This window comes from Paenibacillus sp. FSL W8-0187 (assembly GCF_037969755.1).
Taxonomy (GTDB): Bacteria; Bacillota; Bacilli; order Paenibacillales; family Paenibacillaceae; genus Paenibacillus_AQ.
Genome location: NZ_CP150206.1, coordinates 5,716,523 through 5,733,565 on the forward strand (window position 1 = coordinate 5,716,523; position 17,043 = coordinate 5,733,565).

Sequence of the window (17,043 nt, forward strand, 5' to 3'; positions counted from 1 at the left end):
CTTTCGCCTTACTCCATCAAACATCTCATCTCCACAGCACAATCAGCATGGATTGGAACAATCCGATCACTCCACCCAGCAGAACTCCAAGCCAGGTGATAGCCCTGAATTCACGGCCGGATACACTTAGAATGATCTCTTCCAGCCGCTCAATTGGAAACTTCTCCACCTGCTCCTGAACGAGCTGCGGCAAGTTAACAGCCTTCATGGCAGCCGGGATGCTTCGCTCAAGGAAACCCAGTCCCTTATCGAGCAGTCCAGGCAAGGCTGCCCCAATAGCCGGCATTCGCGGTCCGATCACTTCGCTAACACGAAGAAGCTCGATCCGCTCAATCCACTTGGACCAAGGAAGCTTATCATCCAAAGTTCGGGTGATCCAAGCTAAGCCCGGCTCATCCGCGACATGTTCGATGAGATTCCCAAGCGGCATATCACCGTAATACGACAGCTTTCCTGAGATGATATCCGTGATGGTCTTGCGGACTTTCTCTCCCTCCAGCTGCTGAATCAGCATGGGCGTCAGCTTCTGGACCAGCTTATCCTCATCCACAAAGATCGAAGCCATGGTCCCGAGAAATCCGCCTGCCTTATCGATGAGCGATGAAGCCACCTCCGATAGCATAAGCTGTCCCTTGGCAGACAGCAGCGTGTTCTTCAGCTCCTTCAGCACCATATCGGCGGCAGCCCCGCTCCAGCCCTGGATCGTTTCCTCCGACCAGCCGGGAACAAGCTCCTTCAGCGGCTTTGCCTCCAGCCCGTAGCCATGCCATACTGCTGCGGCACCCCGGGCCGTAAGCTGGCGGGCTGATTGTTCAGCACGGACCTTCAATTGCTCCCACTGTTCCGAACTCCATACCTTTAGCGCCAAGTCTCGGAAGCTCAGCTCCGACTGGCTCCATTCCTCCAGCTTTCGATAGAGGCTGTCCTCTATCTTACCCCGAAACACCGGCTTACGAATAAGCTCCTGCAAGCCCTCGCTTGTTACCAGGTAATCCGAGACCACGTGTCCGAGCGACTCGGCTATTTCGTCTTTACGCTTGGGGATGAGCCCTGGTGTAAAGGGTATGCGGCGACCCAGGATGATTTTTTCTTCACGAGGATGAAACAGCATTTTTATCGCAAAATGGTTCGTTATGCCGCCAACAAAAGCAGCAACGCACACGTTCACCAAAATAAACAGCCAGTTCTGCATTTTAAGCACTCCTTTTTCCCGAGCAGTACAATCACCAAGGGATATATGTCCTCATATGATGCATTACATGCAATGATCAGATGAAGTCTTTGTCTGTTCACTTAAGTATCCAGTTGTTGTCGGAAGGAGATCCATCATGCGCAAATCCAAGATTAAATCCAACACCAAATCCAAGATATCGGCTCAATTAATCCGCTCAGCCCAGCTTTCGGATAACGATATCAAGCTTGGTGACCGTCTCATAAGACAGCTCCGTATCCCGACAGATTCAAAGGTACAGCTTGCCTTTGGCTCCTTCAGGCAGGAAGTCAGCGTTACCTCAGGAGGAAAATCGAACTCGCTGGCCCTAAGCCCTTCCGTATTCAGCCATTCGGGACTTCTTCCTCGTACCGTCATGAATGTCAAATATTATCCAACGGAAAGAACACTGAAGCTCGGTCCGCTTATCGGGATCATGGTCAGTCGCTATCAACCGGATGAACCTGATAAACCTTTCGGATCGATCTCAGCTTTCTGCTTGGAAATGGTCAACGCAGCCAGGAAACAAGGCGCATATGTATATTTTTTCACACCTGACATGATCGGTTCGAACCCGGCAACACTTGAAGCCATTGCTTATGACGCAGGATGGAGAAAGCTCAGCGTTCCAGCTCCGGACGTCATTAATAACCGGCTGTCTACCCGCAAACTGGAGAATAGTCCTAGCGTACAGCATTTTATGAGAGAAGTAAAATCACAATTCGGCACCCATATCTTTAACGAGAAATTTCTCGATAAATCCGATGTCTTCGAGGCACTCGGACCTGATGCGAAACTGCAGAAATACTTGCCGGAATCCTACTTGCTTAGCGGTTATCCGACGCTCAAAAAAATGTGTTCTACTTATCGGACGGTCTTCCTGAAACCGGTCCGGGGTAGTCTGGGAAAAGGTATCATCCGGATATCCCGCCAAGAGAACGGCCATTATCAAACGATGACCACCTCTCTTGAAGGAAGCAAGAAGAATACCTACTCCTCGCTTCCAAAGCTGTTCAGCAGCTTATCCGGAAAAATAAAAAAAACGCGTTATCAAATTCAGCAAGGATTGGATTTAATCCGCATCAATAAGCGAAACGTTGATTTTCGCGCGCTTGTTCATAAAAACAAAAACGGCAAATGGGCAGTGACCTCGGTCGTGGCCCGCATTGCCGGCGGAAACCACTTTGTTTCCAATCTCGCCAGAGGTGGTACACTGTCTTCCGTCAAGGATGCGCTTGCCATGAGCAGTATCCCGTTAAACTCCAAGCAAACGGCCCCCGCTCGAATGAATCAAGCGGCGCTCGATATTGCTCATGGTCTGGAAGCTGCCATCCCCTATCATTTCGGAGAGCTGGGCATTGACTTGGCAATTGATACGACAGGACGCATTTGGCTCCTGGAGGTCAACTCCAAGCCGTCCAAAGGCGAAAACGCACCGCTGAATGCCGACTCCAAAGTAAGGCCGTCAGCCGTACGACTCGTTCAGTACTGTCAATACTTGACGGGTTTCTAAAAAAAGGAGAACCCTATGGCCTCAAACAAGATAGGCACCCTGGGTGTCATGGTATGCCGCAAACCGGGCTTCCCTCCCTTTAATGAGAAGGAATTTCTCCGTGAACTAAGCTCGAAGGCTAAGGAACTCGGCATGCAGGTATTTGTTTTTTGTCCGGATGATGCCTCTCCTGCTTCTGGTGCAGTAAGCACCATAGACAGGATACAAGGATATCAATTCAATCCGGGAGATGGCTGGACCATCGGCACCTTTCCTCCTCCTGACGTCATCTATGACCGATGCCTGCACCGAAACGGTGAGGAAACGGCTGCTGCCAGCCAATGTCTGGACCAACTGCTGCAGCAGGGTGTAAAGCTGTGGTCACGAGGTCTGCCCGGCAAGCAGAAAGTGCATGAAGTATTAAAGCGCTCCTCCGCCTTACGACCTTATCTGCCGGCAACTTTAAACTATACGGGTGCCGAGACACTGAATAGGGCTTTGCTGGCTTTTGGCAGCAGACTTTTCATGAAACCTAGCGGAGGCTCCCAAGGCCGTCATACTTTGTACCTCGCTCTGACAGATCACCAGCGTGTCAGACTGCAAGGAAGGGATCGGAGCAATCGCATGTTCCAGCAGACCATTCCCGCACAAGAGATGAACGAATGGGTGAGGCGTTTTACCGGCCGACGCCGATTTATCATTCAACCCTACCTGGAGCTTTGCAACCGTAACGGAGACCCGTTTGATATTCGGTCATTGGTTCAAAAGAATGACCGCGGCATATGGTCCATCACAGGAATCGCCGCACGGCAAGGCGTAAGCCAAGGGCTGACCTCGAACCTACACGGGGGAGGTACGGCATTTCCAGCCCTCCCCTATCTAACGACTGATTTCGGAGAAGAACAGGCCATGAAGATCATTCAGAACATCCGGAATCTGTCCGCTCGGCTTCCATCTTTGCTCGAAGAAGGATTCGGCCGACTCGGCGAGCTGGGAATCGATTTTGGCGTGGATACAAAGGGACGGATCTGGATTCTGGAGGTCAACTCCAAACCGGGCCGCCGCGCATTTACACTAACGGGGGATGGTCACGCAGCCCGGCTGTCCGTCGAACATCCGATTCAATACGCCCGTTATTTATTGCTTCGACAACTTAGGAGGGTAAATACATGAGTTTGAATTTCGGAAATATTCATTTCTCGCAGCAGCCCGAAAAAGTCGTCTTTTTATCCGGTTCGCTTCTAAAGAGCCTGGGGCTATCAAGCAGGAAATCGATTAAGCTTCGCATCGGTACCAATACGGTGTCCGCTGCTGTGAAACCGATTGAGCGATCGGGGAAACACATCTATTTAAGCAACGGTGTCCGAAATGGCATCAACGTCCCCAGACAGGGCCCTGTCTATATCCATTCCCCTGGTGAGGGCGAAATCGTGCTGGGGCCTGTGGTTGGGGTTCTGTCCGACGGACCACATAATCCATCCAGCCCTTTTGGAGCCCGAACCTCGTATATTCGGCAGCTTCTTCGTGAGGGCAACAAAAAAATGTTCGTATATGCCTTTGCCCCCCGGGATATCAACTGGCAGCGCGGAACCGTTCATGCCTATATGCTCGGTTCCGGCGGCGGTTTTGTCCGCAAAACTGTTCCGCTCCCTGATGTCGTCTATAATCGCCTTCCTAGCCGGAAAACCGACTTCTCCCCTTTTACCAATCAACTGAGAGATCGGTTTCTGAAGCGTAACATCAAATTTTTCAACTGGGCCTTCTTCAATAAATCCGATGTGTACTCCCAACTGGATGGCGATGTGCAGGCAGGCAAATATTTGCCGGAAACGTATAATAATCCTAGTCCCGAGCGGATTAAGGATATGATGGAGCGTCACAACTTTGTGTATTATAAGCCCTCAGCCGGAAGTTTAGGCCTTGGAATTTACCGGTTAACCTATCTTCCAAAAAAAGGATACTTCGCGCGTTATCATGGAAACGGGGGCAACACCCTCCTCAAGTTTCCAAACTTTAATAGTCTGATGCGGATGCTTCAAGCCAAACACGGCTCCAAGCTGCGAAACTATGTTATCCAGCAAGGAATCCGTCTCATTGAAATCGACAGCTGCCCCATCGACTTCAGATTCCACATGCATAAGAACAGCAAAAACCGCTGGTCCGTGGTTGGTATCGGTGCGAAAAAGGCCGGAAGGGGCAGCGTCACGACGCATATCAAGAACGGGGGCTCCTTGATGACGCCGGAGCATGCGCTCAGCCGGGCCTTCGGCTCCAAAGCGAAAGAGGTGCTGGAGCGTGCCAAGGACGCTGCCATCGCGATGTCGGAAGCCATCGAGAATCATCATCCGCATCTGTTAGGAGAAATCGGGTTCGATATCGGAATAGATGACAACGAGAGAATATGGATGTTTGAAGCGAATTCGAAGCCGGGCCGATCGATATTCAACCACCCTTCCCTTAAAGGGGAAGGAAAAGCATCGGTCGAGCATATTTTTGAACACAGTATGTATCTCAGCGGCTTCCACAGGGGGAATGATTCGTGATCAACCGAGTGGAGAGTGATGGAAGACCGGTTGTAGCCATCCTGACCATGCACGATACGCATACGATGTTCAGGGGCAACCGGCAAAACTTTCAGGAAATCATCAAGACGGGAAAAGATATGGGCTTTATGGTCTACGTAGTGACTGTACGTGATCTGAAGCTTGATACGGGTACTGTCAAGGGCTACATCCTGAACAACGACCATTCCTGGGAGCAGAGGCCATGCCCTCTGCCCCAGGTTATATATAACCGGATCCCCTACCGAGAGGATGAAGCTCTTCCCTGGGTTCGCCGCAAAATCAAGGAATGCCAAGATCATCCCCATATCGATATCTATAATCCACACTTTTTCAATAAATGGCGGCTGTTTGCTTGGCTGAACAAATCCCGGTTAACTAAAAAATGGGCTCCTTTGACAAAGCGTTTGAAAGGTTACCCCACTTTATATGAAATGATAAAGCGGAAGCCTTACCTGTATCTTAAACCCGAGGACGGCAAAGCCGGGCAAGGGATCATGAGGGTACGATATCAGAAAAACAAACCGCTCCCCTACCGCATACAGATACAGAACAACAAAAACAGCACCACATACAAAGCAGCCTCCTTGGAGCGGCTTTGGAACCGGGTTTATCAAGAGACTAAAGGAAGCTCATACCTGATCCAGCAGGGAATCGAGCTGGCCCAGGTCCACGGTCGCGCCTTCGACCTCCGTATACTTGTGCAGAAGAACGAATACGGTGTCTGGGCAGTTACAGGAATTGGAGCTAGAATGGCAGGCGCCAAGAGCATAACCACGCATGTTCCTCGCGGAGGAACGATTGAGGATCCAGAGAAGCTGCTTCCGATTGTATTCGGTCAGGAACGGTCCGACGCCATCCTTAGCGAAGTTAAAAAAGCAGCCGTGCATATGGCACGGCAGATTGAGAAGAGCTCTGGTCAAATCCATGGCGAAATGTCCATGGACCTCGGAATTGATAACGAGGGCGTCCTTTGGTTCTTCGAAGCCAATTCAAGACCCATGAAATTTGACGAACCCGCGATCCGGAAAAAATCACTGGAGCGGATTTTTCAATATTCCGAATACCTGATCAATAAAAGGTAGTCCTTGCATCCTCTAGAGCAACCGTTAAGGAAGATATGAAAGGAGGGGATCATGTGGAAATCTCATGTCTCTCTCTCTCAAGCCCGGAAGAATGGCCGCATGCCAGACAGCAGTGCAGCGATTTCTTCCGACGGTACGGCAACAAACGTCTAACCCGCGAAGGTTACCAGTGTCTGGCCTCGCTATCCTATGAAGGGCTGCAGCAGCCCGGCACCTCAATTATGGCGGCTACGGTTCGAAGCGATATCGGCCGCATACCTGTGGGGATATGCTTTGCGGCGGATTATGGAGAAGGTGCCTGTATGATTGCTGTACACCCTCTATACCGCAACCGGCATATCGGTTCTTCCCTGATCCGCTCACAATTATCCAAATTTGGACGGCTGCGATGCAAAGTGGCCGCCGATCATTCCGCAAGTTTGCAAATGTGCTTTCATGCAGGGCTTAAGGCCATTGCTCTTGAGCAAGGTCCGACGAGCAAACCTACGCTCGTTATGAGCGGAGTCCTGCCCCTGCACCCATTCCAAAGTTGTTCAACATCTAGTGCTGACTCTATTCAAGAAGGTGAACTTCTGTGTCAAAACCCGTCTTAGGTATTATGACGTTATACTTGGATGAACGAAAAACGCTGGAGGAGCGGCATATCTACGAGCATATGATCAGAGAAGGAAAAGCGATGGGGCTCGACGTTTACGTCTTCACTCCTGCCGACGTCAACAGTACCCAAGGCCTGATCAACGCCATGGAATACGATCCAGATCATCGGAAATGGAGCCGGCGATGGCGCTCGTTTCCCAATATGATCTTTGATCGCTGCCGCATTCAAAAGAGCCCCCGCTTTCAACAGCTGCTGCGATTTCGTTCCCGCTATCGGCATTTATTGTTTCTGAACAGACCTTTACGCAACAAATGGACGATTCATCAAGTATTGTCCACCAAGAAACGCTTCCGGCCCCATCTGCCGGATACTCGGATCGTAACAAGAACAGGTGACATCCACCGGATGCTAAATGTTCATCCTACCGTCTATTTTAAACCGATCAACGGAACGGGCGGACGCGGAATTCTGCGGATTACGAAGGTCCCGGGGGTTGCGGGCACGTATGAAATCCGGGGGCGCAATTCCAACCGGAGCATCATTCGACCAAAACGAATGCCTTCAGGCCATTTGGCGCAATATCTGTCGGGCTGGGGCAATAAAGATCGATATCTGGTTCAAGAGGGGATACAGCTGGAGCTGACCGACGGAAGAGTGCATGACTACCGCATGCTCGTACAGAAAGATGGATCCGGTCAATGGCAGGTGACCGGTTGCGTGGGACGCGTCGGGGCGCCGAAGAGCGTTACCTCCAACCTGCATGGCGGCGGAATCGCGACCATGATGGAAGAATTATTAAGTAGATGGATCACAGATCCGGTAAAGCGCGCCAGCATCCGCGAGGAAGCCGATTCCCTCGGCGTGGATGTAGCCCAATTTCTTGACGGACAGTATGGAGGCTTGTGCGAGCTTGCCCTGGATCTGGCCGTGGACAAAACCGGAAGAGTTCTTCTCCTCGAGGTGAATCCTAAGCCATCAAGGGAAGTCTTCTCCCAAATCGGCGATATGGCTGCCTACCGTGAATCCATGGTGAAACCTTTAGAATATGCAATGTGGGTATACAGTCAAAAAAAATCCGCGAAAAATGCTTAAGATAAATCATAAGAAACCGTATTTTAGAATCAGAAATGCACAAAGGCTGTTTCCAAGAGGTTGCTTGATACCCTTGGGAACAGCCTTTATGACTCCTATCGATCTACTCTGCTTGATCATAAAGCTTCAGCAGGTGTGAAAAAGAATGAATAACGACGTCTGATCCCTTCAGCTCCTGCTCCCCGCCAAAGCCTGCATAGTGGCAGCCAATGACGGTTTGTCCGTTCTCTTTGCCTGCCTCCACATCCGATGACCGGTCCCCTACCATCCAGGCGTCCCGGATATCGTGTTCATCCAGCAGCAGTCTTACCAAATCCACCTTGGAAGCCGTTCCATGCTCTCCGGCACTGTAGACGCCTTCAAAGAGCGACATGATCCCTCTCGCTTCGGCTATGCCTTTCACGTAATGCTCCAGGCCGTTGCTGGCAACAAACAATCGGACGCCGCGCCGATGAAGCTCCTCCAGCGTCTCCTTCACTTCTGGATACAATACGGCTGCTTCATTGTTTAAGCCTTCGAGTTCCAGCTGCAGCAGCAGCTCGTCTGCACGGCGATGGGCTGCCAGCGTTCCATTCGGCATGACAATCTTCCAAATGTCTTCGAGCAGCATGCCCAGACATCCAAGCATGAGCTCCTCATCCGGGGTTTCTCCTTCATAATGCCCCTCTTCACGTAAAATGTCGAACAATTTGTGATAGGCGGGCAGCAGCAGGGTCTCCGTCTGAAACAGCGTTCCATCCATGTCAAATATCATCGCTTCCGGCTTGATCAACGTTGCAGTATTTTCCAATTTGGTCCTTCCCTTCCCTTCAATCCATATAATCTGATTCTAGTCTAATCTTTCCTCATCATATAGGAACCATATCACATCTGCAAACCCCATCTCCTCATTTACTTTTGATCTTCCGCCTATAAAATATGCGTAACCAGGAGTGCTTTATAGTTGTTATACATGCAACACGTACTACGATGAGGGGGATTTACATACCTGGAATAAAGGAGTCCGATACTACACCGCCAATTGGGCAGCTGGAAGCCGAGCTATTGGCTGAGCTGAGCCGCTATGATCCCCATGAACAAGCTGTCATTCTCAAGCGGATGGTGAGCCGCCTTAAGAAAGAACGGTATGTCCGCAGCCCGATCGTAGTGGTTAAAGAGATGATCCGGACGCCGCTCGTATGGCTCCTGCTGTCCATGGGAATGATGATCCCCATTCTGTTCTATATCCTGTTCGTTTGGGTATCGCTGGCAGTTGAAGGGTAATAGGGTAGAGGTAGGTAATCACTTCATTCAGAATGAGCCCACCCGCATAACCTCCGATTAAAGCCATAACCAACACCGCAAGGCCTTTCATATTCAATCTACCCCTTTTTGTCCCTGTCGATAGTACGGCAGAAGGGAGCGCGCCGTGTCCACCGCGAGCCAGAACAATCCGATGGCAATGACCGGATGCCATGCACCCGCACCAGGGAAATTGGCCGTGAAATACTGGCTGAGGACCAATAATAACATGACCAACGAGCTCCATTTATATTTGGCGGGCAGCTTGCCTACAAAACCCGAAAGCAGCATAAGCAGCGGCACAATTTCAAAAAAATGAACAAATAGAGTATGGCTTCTCCACATCGATCCATCGTGAAACAGCGCCATGCCAGCAAATAGCGTCTGAATGGCAATACAAACAACAAAAATCCAGGCCAGCCCTAGTGAAATCCAACCGGCGAGCGGTGTTTTTCTGACAGATGAAGCTTGTTGATTCATCTCGATACCCCTCTCTTGTTTCATGATCGTTACGGATACCATCCTATCACCGGAATGTTGTGATCTTGTGATGATGGCTTGCGGATTCCGTGAAATTTTCCATTCGCGGCTGGAAACCGTATATAATGGGGGGGATTTAAGGTTAAACCTAACGAATCAAAAGAAAGGCAGGATTCAGCATGGCACATACCTTGCTTCTTGTAGACGATGAGCGCAAAGTCATTGAATTTATGGAGTCATTCCTCAGGCAAGAAGGATTTCAGATTATTACCGCTGCGACAGGTACGGAGGCTTTGGCCAAAGCGAGGGATTTCAAGCCTTCCCTGGTCATACTCGATTGGATGCTGCCTGAATTAAGCGGCATTGAGGTATGCCGCGAGCTCAGAAAATCAAGCCGTGTCGGCATCATTATGGTTACTGCAAGGATTGAGGAGACAGATAAACTAATCGGGCTTGAGGTAGGGGCGGATGATTATATGACCAAGCCTTTCTCACTCCGCGAGCTAGCTGCCCGGATTCGTTCTGTTCTGCGCAGAATGGAAGGCGGTTCGGTTTCCGAGGATTTGCTTGAGCGCGGCGAATTAACGATCTCGGAAACCCAATGCCGGGTATGGAAACGCGGCCAGGAGATACAGCTGACTCCTACCGAATTCAAGCTCCTTCTTACCCTCGCTTCCAGACCGGGCGTGGTATACAGCCGTCTGCAGCTGCTTCAAGCGGCCATGGAGGACGATATCCACAATGATGAACGGACCGCGGACGCCCATATCAGCCGGATCCGTAAAAAAGTAGAAGATGACCCTGCCGAGCCCACTTTCATAAAAACGGTGTATGGTTTCGGCTACCGGTTTGAACAGCAGCCATGAGTGTTGGACGTAAGATATTCATCGTGTTGTCGTCGTTTATTATCGGATTCAGCACCGTTTTCGTCCTTCTTACTTACATTGTGATCCGCGACTCCATGGATGTTATGCTGCAAACCTCGCGTGAAGAGGAACTGGATCAGCTTGAGGCCAGGCTGCTCAGCTACTATGTGAAGAATGGGAACACCTTCCGTGCCATTCAGGATCAGGAATGGTTAAGCGAAAGTCTACCAGTAGCCGACCACCAGGAAAGTATCCTGCTGGCATCCAGGGAACAAACGGTTCTCTTGCATGAGGGGGACGCGGTGGAAAAACAGATCAAACACTTGGGGGTTAAACGGACGTTATATTTTGAAGGCAAACCGATTGCGGACGTGTATTATTATGATACGGATATAGCAAACCTGTCCAAACTTCGAATTGGCACACCCACATCCATCATCATTCTGTTGGGAGGCGGCACCATCCTCTTCGTCCTGCTCTCCCTCGGAGCCGCCTACTGGATATCGCGGAGGCTTACTGCGCCGCTGCGCAAACTCGTACCGGCCATCGAACGCCTCGGGCAAGGCGAGTACGGTATCCAGGCTCCCGTTACCTCGGAAGATGAATACGGGAAGGTCGCGGTTGCTTTTAACGGAATGTCTTCCAGACTCGAACAGTCCGAGATGGTCCGTCGCAATCTGGTGGCTGATGTGGCACATGAGCTTCGAACACCGCTGACGATCGTCAGAGGCAAGCTGGATCTGCTTCAGCAGAGCGTGCAACCGATCCAGCCGGAACTATTGCTTCCCATCCAGGATGAGTTGATTCGCTTAACCCGTCTCGTAGGAGACCTTCATCAACTATCACTGGCCGAAGCGAAGCAGCTGCCGCTGGTTCGGAAATCTACAGACATGCTGGATCTGCTGGGTCAGATTCAGGAGCGCATAGAACCAGATGCCGATGCCAAAAATTTGACCCTGCGTTTAACGAGCGCTACGGAACACACTTCCGTTCCTGTGGATCCAAGCCGCATCACACAGGTGTTTCTGAATCTATTCATCAACGCGGTTCGGTATACACCCCAAGACGGGCTTGTCCACATCACGTTACAAGAGGAGCCCGCTTCCGGCATGCTACGGATTGATATTCGGGATACAGGCCCAGGCATTGACGCCCAGCATCTTCCCTATCTCTTTGACCGCTTCTACCGCGCGGATGAAGCACGTGCACGGCATCAAGGCGGTATGGGACTGGGTCTGGCGATTGCCAAGGAATTTATCGTATCCCACGGTGGCACGATTCAGGTGGAGAGCCAGCAGGGGCAAGGAACTACATTTACGGTCCGGCTGCCCTATCATGACTCGGATCAGCAGTCGCAAGTGATATAATAGCCCCAAACTCCTATCCAACATAAACAGACAGGTCCGGACAGATATCGACCGGACCTGTCATTGTTTTATTATCGAAACGATATCCTCTCCCTTAGAATATTTTTTTCGTTGCCCGATCTTCCTTGATGATCTCTACAGCTTCCCTGAAGCGGATGGAATGAATAATCTCACGTTCCCGCAAAAACTTAAGACTGTCCTGCAAATCCACATCATCCGTCATGTCGATGAGCCATTGATATGTAGCGCGTGCTTTCTCTTCAGCCGCAATGTCCTCATACAAATCCGCAATCGGATCACCTTTTGCCTGAATATAGGTTGCTGTCCAAGGGACCCCGGCGGCATTCTCATAATACAGCGCATGATCATGATTGGCAAAATGCGCACCCAATCCGGCAGCCTCCATCTCCGAAACCGTTGCATCTTTCGTCAATTTAAACACCATGGTGGCGATCATCTCAAGGTGTGCAAATTCCTCTGTTCCAATATCGTTCAACAATCCAATGACCTTGTCGGGAATGGTATACCGCTGATTCAAGTAGCGGAGCGCTGCTGCGAGCTCCCCATCGGCTCCCCCGTATTGCTCCGTCAAGAACTTCGCCATTCTTGGATCACATTTACTTACGCGTACCGGATATTGAAGCTTTTTTTCATATACCCACATGGGATCGTCCGCCTCCTTGTTCTCGCGTTTCCTCTTCGTGAGGGCTGCATGCATGTGGTAAAAAAAGCAGCAGCCCGCTTGCCAACACCGTCACCGTTAAACCTGCCAAGGCCAAGGCCCCTGGGCCCATTCAAACGGATATCTGGAATAAGCACGGCCAAAATTTTGCAGCGGCCCATACAGCTCTTGAAATTGCTTCGCGAGCACGGTCCTTTCCTGCGTCAATTTATTGAACTGCTCGATGCTCTTGAGATCATCCGGATGGGTGTCCAAATACAGATTCAGCTCCACCAGGACAAAATCCAATGCCTGCAGCTGCTCCAGCATTTCGTAATATTTCAGATCTCCAACCTGGGGTGTGGCTTCATTCACCGCCGATCACTCTCCTTTAAATTTTCGCGAGGTATACGGGCTATACAAGGATGGCCATAACGTTCCGTGTCTCAGCGCCTCGGCAGGGCTGAACTGCGGCAGTCCTGCCGGTTGAAACACCACATACTGGTTAACAGGTACCACATACGATCTGTAGAGCTTGGGAGGGCATGGATCAAATGGCGAATGAAATACCGGGTATACGCGCACCTCTGGATTTTCCTTCAACAGGTATTCCTCCTTATCGTTACGAACCGTCGTTATCAAGGACTCTTCGTATTTAACATATGTCTTCCGCCCAGAAAATGAACTGCAAATTGACAAAAAAACCCTCTCCCCTGGAATATTTCCGGGAAAAGGGTTCTCGTTGAGTTGTCCTCAAAATTTAATTTTGATTTGGAACAAGCCGGCTTTACGCATAGCGGAATAGATAATAACGACCAAAGGGCCGATAAAAAATCCGATCACACCCACCAGTTTAAATCCGATATACATGCTGACCAGAGCAGGCAATGCGCCGATTCCGACGGCATCCCCTATGACCTTCGGTTCCAGCACGCGGCGGATTACCGTAATCAGAACGAACATGAAGATCAAGCCAACCCCTGTAAAAATATCGCCTACTGCAAGCAGGTAAATGGACCATGGTATCAAGACGGAACCTACACCCAGAATCGGCAGAATGTCGACAATGGTGACAAGCAGAGCGATGGCAAGCGGATAGTTAACGCCTAATACCAGCAAGCCGAGCAGTGTGATCACGTACGTAAACAGGCTGAGAATCAGCTGTGCCCGTAAAAAGCCGAAAATTGATTTTTTCAGGCTGATCAGCACTTCGTTCACCTGCGACTTTGATGTCTCATCGAATAGCGACAACACTTTCTCACGCATCGTATCGAGGCTGAAAGCGAACAGGAACACCGCTACACAGAATACAATGAACGTGACGAACAGATTCGGCAGCGTTTTGGCAAAGGACAAAAATGTTGATGATACCGAATTGACAAGCGACCGTATATAGGAAGAAATATTTGACATGAATTCGGTAAGACTGTCGGCAAGCCCCGGCGAAATGCCGTTCAGCATGTCTTGCGCTTGAATAATCGTATGCTGAAGGAATTCGTTAGCCCCGTCAAAATATTGCGGAGCCCGGCTCCAATATTCGACGAGCTGGTTAAACACCTGCAGACCGATCAAATAAGCCAACAGCAGCATCAAAAGAAGGAATAGCGTGCTTGTCACCGTTGCGGCCGCGATTCGATTCAACCGAAGTCTTTTCATTAAGAGCCGATTTAACGGCTCCAATGCAATAGCAATCACGATGGCCAACAAGAACGGAGCTCCAACGGTAAACATTCCGTACAGTAACAGGAGGCCGAGACCGACAAATATGAGCTGCTTAATCGACATAATCCACTTCCTAACAAATAGAGTCTTGCTAGTTCTAGGTGAAGCTGCTCTCGAGCTTCTGATGAATCATGACGCGAGTTACACGCAATCGTGTAGACTCCTCTACCTCAAAGACCACCCCGTCAAAGGTGGTTTTCTTCCCAACAGCCGGGTTCCCTTCAAGCTCCTTGAATAACCAACCGCCAATGGAATCCACGTTATGCTCTTCAATCATCAAGCCGGTCAAATCATTCACTTCTTCAATGAGCATCCGCCCATCCACTGAAAAGTACTCATCATACACTTCAATTTCAGGCCGCTCATCTTCAAATTCATCGTACAGGTCCCCAACAATCTCTTCCAGAATCTTCTCAGCTGTCAGGATACCGGCCGTCCCTCCATATTCGTCCACCACGAGCGCAAGCTGCTCATGTCTTGCCTGCATCTTCCGCAGCACCTCGCTGATCTCCGTCGATTCCGATACATCCATAATCGGTCTCATCAAGGAAGCCAGATCACGCTGCTTATCAGGCTCCGCCAGCAAGAGATCGGTAATGTGGACAAACCCGATAATGCGGTCTTTGTTGTCCGTTGCAACCGGGTAACGGGAATGCTTCGTCTCATTGACGATCTGAAGATTCTCTTCCAAGGTATAATTGGTGAAAAGAACGTCCATGTCTGTCCTTGGCAGCATAATTTCTCTGGCTCTCAAGTCAGAAAAATCGAACAGGTTGTCCATTAATTTCATCTCGTTCTCGTCAATGACACCGCTCTTTGCGCTCTCGTTCATCAGAATCCGAATCTCTTCCTCGGAGTGGGCTGCTTCGGCCTCACTTGCCGGCTCGATGCCAACCATCTTCAGAATACGATTAGCGGAAGCATTCAGAACCCAGATCACCGGCAGAAAAATGCGATAAAACCAGAGCAGCGGCGCCGACAGAATCAGAGCCGTCCCCTCCGTCCGCTGAATAGCCAAAGACTTCGGTGCAAGCTCCCCTAACACAATATGCAGGAAAGTGATAATACAGAATCCCACCGCAACCGATATCGTGCTAATCAATCGTTCATCCGTAAAGCCAATGCTATGCATAATGGGAGCCACCAGCAATTCTGAAATGGCAGGCTCCCCAATCCAGCCAAGACCCAGGGAAGTTAAGGTGATCCCAAGCTGAGTTGCGGATAAATACGCATCCAGCTTCTGATTTACTTTCAGGGCAATGCCAGCCAGCCGGTTCCCTTCGCTAACGAGCTGGGTCAACCGGGATTGACGCATTTTCACCAATGAAAATTCGGCAGCTACAAACACGCCGTTCAACAAAACGAGCAGGAAAACCAAGAGCAAATTCAAAATCAGTTTCCCGACCTCAAATTCCTCCGCCATGATGACACGCCTTCTTTCTAGAGTTCTAGTTTGTCTTTGCTTGCCTTGACTTGAAATCCACACCCTGGTAGTACATGTCCGCCACCAACAGGTTCGGCCCACAGCAGCTCACTGCATCGCAGTGACAGTTAACTGTTTGATTCAACGGGTGTCCCGTTGTCCATTCATTAAAAATATCGTCAAGCTTCTGTTCCTTAATATTACCAAACGCCGGGATATCAGCAAAATCCGTTACATACACATCGCCCGAGAATAAATTCACATTCACCCGATTACGACCATCCGGATCATTCCGGACCGTTACGTTCGGTTCTTGCCGCAGACGGCGAATGATCTCTTGGTCATGATCATCGGAGCTGCAGGCATAGAAGGGCAGCGTTCCGAACAGCATCCACATGTCCCGATCCCGGACATCGAGCAGATGGTGGATGGCAGCTTTCGTGTCATTCAAGGACAATACGGGCAGAGCGGAAGCAAAGTTTGAGGCATACATCGGGTGAACCTCGTGCCGTTTGCAGCCCATATCCTTGATCAGCTTGTGGATGCCGCTGAGTTTCGTATGCGTCCGATAGTTAATCATCGATTCAGCGGATATGTACATACCCGCTGCACTCAGCTTCTCCGAATTGACCAGCATCGTATCGTACATTTTGTATGCCGTCTCCTTGGAGACAGAACGTGCGCTATTTGCAAATCCGACCTCATAGAAGTCATCCCCGTTCAAATAATTGAATGAGATATGCATAACGTCCAGATAAGGCAGCATTTTCTCATACCGACTCATATCGAGCGTCAGATTGGAGTTAATCTGGGTCCGGATGCCCCTTTCCTTGGCATACTTGAGTAAGGGAACAATCACGTTGTCCACCGTCTTGCCCAAAAATGCCGGTTCTCCACCCGTCAGACTAATCGTCTGTAGATGCTCTACCTCGTCCAGTCGCTTCAGCATCGTATCGAGAGGCAGCATCGGGGCTTCCTTCATGACAAGCATATCACCGACAGCGCAATGCTCACAGCGCATATTACAAAGATGCGTCACTGTCATTTCCACACTGGTCAGCACATGACGACCATGCTCGCGCAGTGAAGTTATCGGATCCCACGGATCATAACTCGGCGAAATGGGCCTTACGGCTGATGGAAATGGCTGTGCTGTATTACTCATGGTTCTCTCACCTTATTTCTTTGAATTACCGATTCATGCA

General features: G+C 50.2%; 18 protein-coding genes. 9 read left to right on the forward strand and 9 right to left on the reverse strand.

From position 1 onward, the window contains the following. Positions 1-25 precede the first annotated feature (25 nt). On the reverse strand, positions 26-1,192 hold the full coding sequence (locus MKY48_RS25815; protein WP_339291589.1) for a DUF445 family protein: 1,167 nt from the start codon (positions 1,190-1,192) through the stop codon (positions 26-28). Positions 1,193-1,328: 136 nt separating this feature from the next. Between MKY48_RS25815 and MKY48_RS25820 the strand changes: the two genes are divergently transcribed. Genes MKY48_RS25820 through MKY48_RS25845 form a run of 6 tightly spaced genes read left to right on the forward strand, consistent with a single transcriptional unit; the run spans position 1,329 to position 8,038 of the window. Beyond that, positions 1,329-2,723: a YheC/YheD family protein gene (locus MKY48_RS25820; protein WP_339291590.1), complete on the forward strand. Its 1,395-nt coding sequence runs from the start codon at positions 1,329-1,331 to the stop codon at positions 2,721-2,723. Positions 2,724-2,738: 15 nt separating this feature from the next. Then, positions 2,739-3,875 (forward strand): YheC/YheD family protein, encoded by a 1,137-nt coding sequence (locus MKY48_RS25825; RefSeq protein WP_339267270.1) that lies wholly within the window; start codon positions 2,739-2,741, stop codon positions 3,873-3,875. After that, complete coding sequence (locus MKY48_RS25830) at positions 3,872-5,245, forward strand: YheC/YheD family protein (RefSeq protein ID WP_339267272.1); 1,374 nt, start codon at positions 3,872-3,874, stop codon at positions 5,243-5,245. Before MKY48_RS25825 ends, MKY48_RS25830 begins: the two co-directional genes overlap by 4 nt. Next, positions 5,242-6,348: a YheC/YheD family protein gene (locus tag MKY48_RS25835; RefSeq protein WP_339267274.1), complete on the forward strand. Its 1,107-nt coding sequence runs from the start codon at positions 5,242-5,244 to the stop codon at positions 6,346-6,348. Before MKY48_RS25830 ends, MKY48_RS25835 begins: the two co-directional genes overlap by 4 nt. Positions 6,349-6,401: 53 nt before the next feature. Then, a complete protein-coding gene (locus MKY48_RS25840; RefSeq protein WP_339267276.1) occupies positions 6,402-6,941 on the forward strand; it encodes a GNAT family N-acetyltransferase in 540 nt (179 codons plus the stop codon). After that, positions 6,923-8,038 carry a YheC/YheD family protein gene (locus MKY48_RS25845; protein ID WP_339267278.1) on the forward strand — a complete coding sequence of 372 codons (1,116 nt, stop codon included), beginning with the start codon at positions 6,923-6,925 and terminating at the stop codon, positions 8,036-8,038. The genes MKY48_RS25840 and MKY48_RS25845 overlap by 19 nt, the downstream gene beginning before the upstream one ends. Positions 8,039-8,141: 103 nt before the next feature. Here MKY48_RS25845 and MKY48_RS25850 read toward each other — a convergent pair whose 3' ends face one another. Next, positions 8,142-8,828, reverse strand: coding sequence for an HAD family hydrolase (locus MKY48_RS25850; RefSeq protein WP_339291591.1), 687 nt, complete (start codon positions 8,826-8,828; stop codon positions 8,142-8,144). Positions 8,829-9,082: 254 nt separating this feature from the next. Here MKY48_RS25850 and MKY48_RS25855 point away from each other — a divergent pair, with 254 nt between their 5' ends. After that, positions 9,083-9,301, forward strand: a complete 219-nt coding sequence (locus MKY48_RS25855; RefSeq protein ID WP_339291592.1) for a hypothetical protein — start codon at positions 9,083-9,085, stop codon at positions 9,299-9,301. Between the two features lie 93 nt (positions 9,302-9,394). Here MKY48_RS25855 and MKY48_RS25860 read toward each other — a convergent pair whose 3' ends face one another. Further along, the gene (locus MKY48_RS25860; protein WP_339291593.1) at positions 9,395-9,799 is read right to left on the reverse strand and encodes a DUF6220 domain-containing protein; all 405 of its coding nucleotides are present in this window, start codon (positions 9,797-9,799) and stop codon (positions 9,395-9,397) included. 179 nt (positions 9,800-9,978) lie between these two features. Here MKY48_RS25860 and MKY48_RS25865 point away from each other — a divergent pair, with 179 nt between their 5' ends. Beyond that, a complete protein-coding gene (locus MKY48_RS25865; protein WP_339267284.1) occupies positions 9,979-10,665 on the forward strand; it encodes a response regulator transcription factor in 687 nt (228 codons plus the stop codon). Further along, positions 10,662-12,032 (forward strand): ATP-binding protein, encoded by a 1,371-nt coding sequence (locus MKY48_RS25870; protein ID WP_339291594.1) that lies wholly within the window; start codon positions 10,662-10,664, stop codon positions 12,030-12,032. Before MKY48_RS25865 ends, MKY48_RS25870 begins: the two co-directional genes overlap by 4 nt. 94 nt (positions 12,033-12,126) lie before the next feature. Here the strand turns inward: MKY48_RS25870 and MKY48_RS25875 are convergent, their stop codons facing one another. The 6 genes from MKY48_RS25875 to yfkAB all read right to left on the reverse strand — a co-directional run bounded on the left by MKY48_RS25875 (position 12,127) and on the right by yfkAB (position 17,003). Then, positions 12,127-12,696 carry a manganese catalase family protein gene (locus tag MKY48_RS25875; RefSeq protein WP_339267288.1) on the reverse strand — a complete coding sequence of 190 codons (570 nt, stop codon included), beginning with the start codon at positions 12,694-12,696 and terminating at the stop codon, positions 12,127-12,129. A gap of 96 nt (positions 12,697-12,792) precedes the next feature. Then, positions 12,793-13,068, reverse strand: a complete 276-nt coding sequence (locus tag MKY48_RS25880; RefSeq protein ID WP_280530285.1) for a spore coat protein CotJB — start codon at positions 13,066-13,068, stop codon at positions 12,793-12,795. A 6-nt stretch (positions 13,069-13,074) separates the two neighbouring features. Next, positions 13,075-13,296 (reverse strand): spore coat associated protein CotJA, encoded by a 222-nt coding sequence (locus tag MKY48_RS25885; RefSeq protein ID WP_213643601.1) that lies wholly within the window; start codon positions 13,294-13,296, stop codon positions 13,075-13,077. A 150-nt stretch (positions 13,297-13,446) separates the two neighbouring features. Beyond that, a complete protein-coding gene (gene ytvI / locus MKY48_RS25890) occupies positions 13,447-14,478 on the reverse strand; it encodes a sporulation integral membrane protein YtvI (protein ID WP_339291595.1) in 1,032 nt (343 codons plus the stop codon). 34 nt (positions 14,479-14,512) lie between these two features. Beyond that, a complete protein-coding gene (locus MKY48_RS25895; protein ID WP_339267293.1) occupies positions 14,513-15,838 on the reverse strand; it encodes a hemolysin family protein in 1,326 nt (441 codons plus the stop codon). 25 nt (positions 15,839-15,863) lie between these two features. Further along, positions 15,864-17,003, reverse strand: a complete 1,140-nt coding sequence (gene yfkAB / locus MKY48_RS25900; protein WP_339291596.1) for a radical SAM/CxCxxxxC motif protein YfkAB — start codon at positions 17,001-17,003, stop codon at positions 15,864-15,866. Between the last annotated feature and the right edge of the window lie 40 nt (positions 17,004-17,043).

What these genes read in the sequence shown, in the direction of transcription:
- ytvI (WP_339291595.1), bottom strand. Translation starts at nt 14,478, where the DNA reads ATGTCGATTAAGCAGCTCATATTTGTCGGTCTCGGCCTCCTGTTACTG.
- MKY48_RS25830 (WP_339267272.1), top strand. Translation starts at nt 3,872, where the DNA reads ATGAGTTTGAATTTCGGAAATATTCATTTCTCGCAGCAGCCCGAAAAA.
- MKY48_RS25820 (WP_339291590.1), top strand. Translation starts at nt 1,329, where the DNA reads ATGCGCAAATCCAAGATTAAATCCAACACCAAATCCAAGATATCGGCT.
- MKY48_RS25875 (WP_339267288.1), bottom strand. Translation starts at nt 12,696, where the DNA reads ATGTGGGTATATGAAAAAAAGCTTCAATATCCGGTACGCGTAAGTAAA.
- MKY48_RS25860 (WP_339291593.1), bottom strand. Translation starts at nt 9,799, where the DNA reads ATGAATCAACAAGCTTCATCTGTCAGAAAAACACCGCTCGCCGGTTGG.
- yfkAB (WP_339291596.1), bottom strand. Translation starts at nt 17,003, where the DNA reads ATGAGTAATACAGCACAGCCATTTCCATCAGCCGTAAGGCCCATTTCG.
- MKY48_RS25870 (WP_339291594.1), top strand. Translation starts at nt 10,662, where the DNA reads ATGAGTGTTGGACGTAAGATATTCATCGTGTTGTCGTCGTTTATTATC.
- MKY48_RS25865 (WP_339267284.1), top strand. Translation starts at nt 9,979, where the DNA reads ATGGCACATACCTTGCTTCTTGTAGACGATGAGCGCAAAGTCATTGAA.
- MKY48_RS25825 (WP_339267270.1), top strand. Translation starts at nt 2,739, where the DNA reads ATGGCCTCAAACAAGATAGGCACCCTGGGTGTCATGGTATGCCGCAAA.
- MKY48_RS25895 (WP_339267293.1), bottom strand. Translation starts at nt 15,838, where the DNA reads ATGGCGGAGGAATTTGAGGTCGGGAAACTGATTTTGAATTTGCTCTTG.
- MKY48_RS25815 (WP_339291589.1), bottom strand. Translation starts at nt 1,192, where the DNA reads ATGCAGAACTGGCTGTTTATTTTGGTGAACGTGTGCGTTGCTGCTTTT.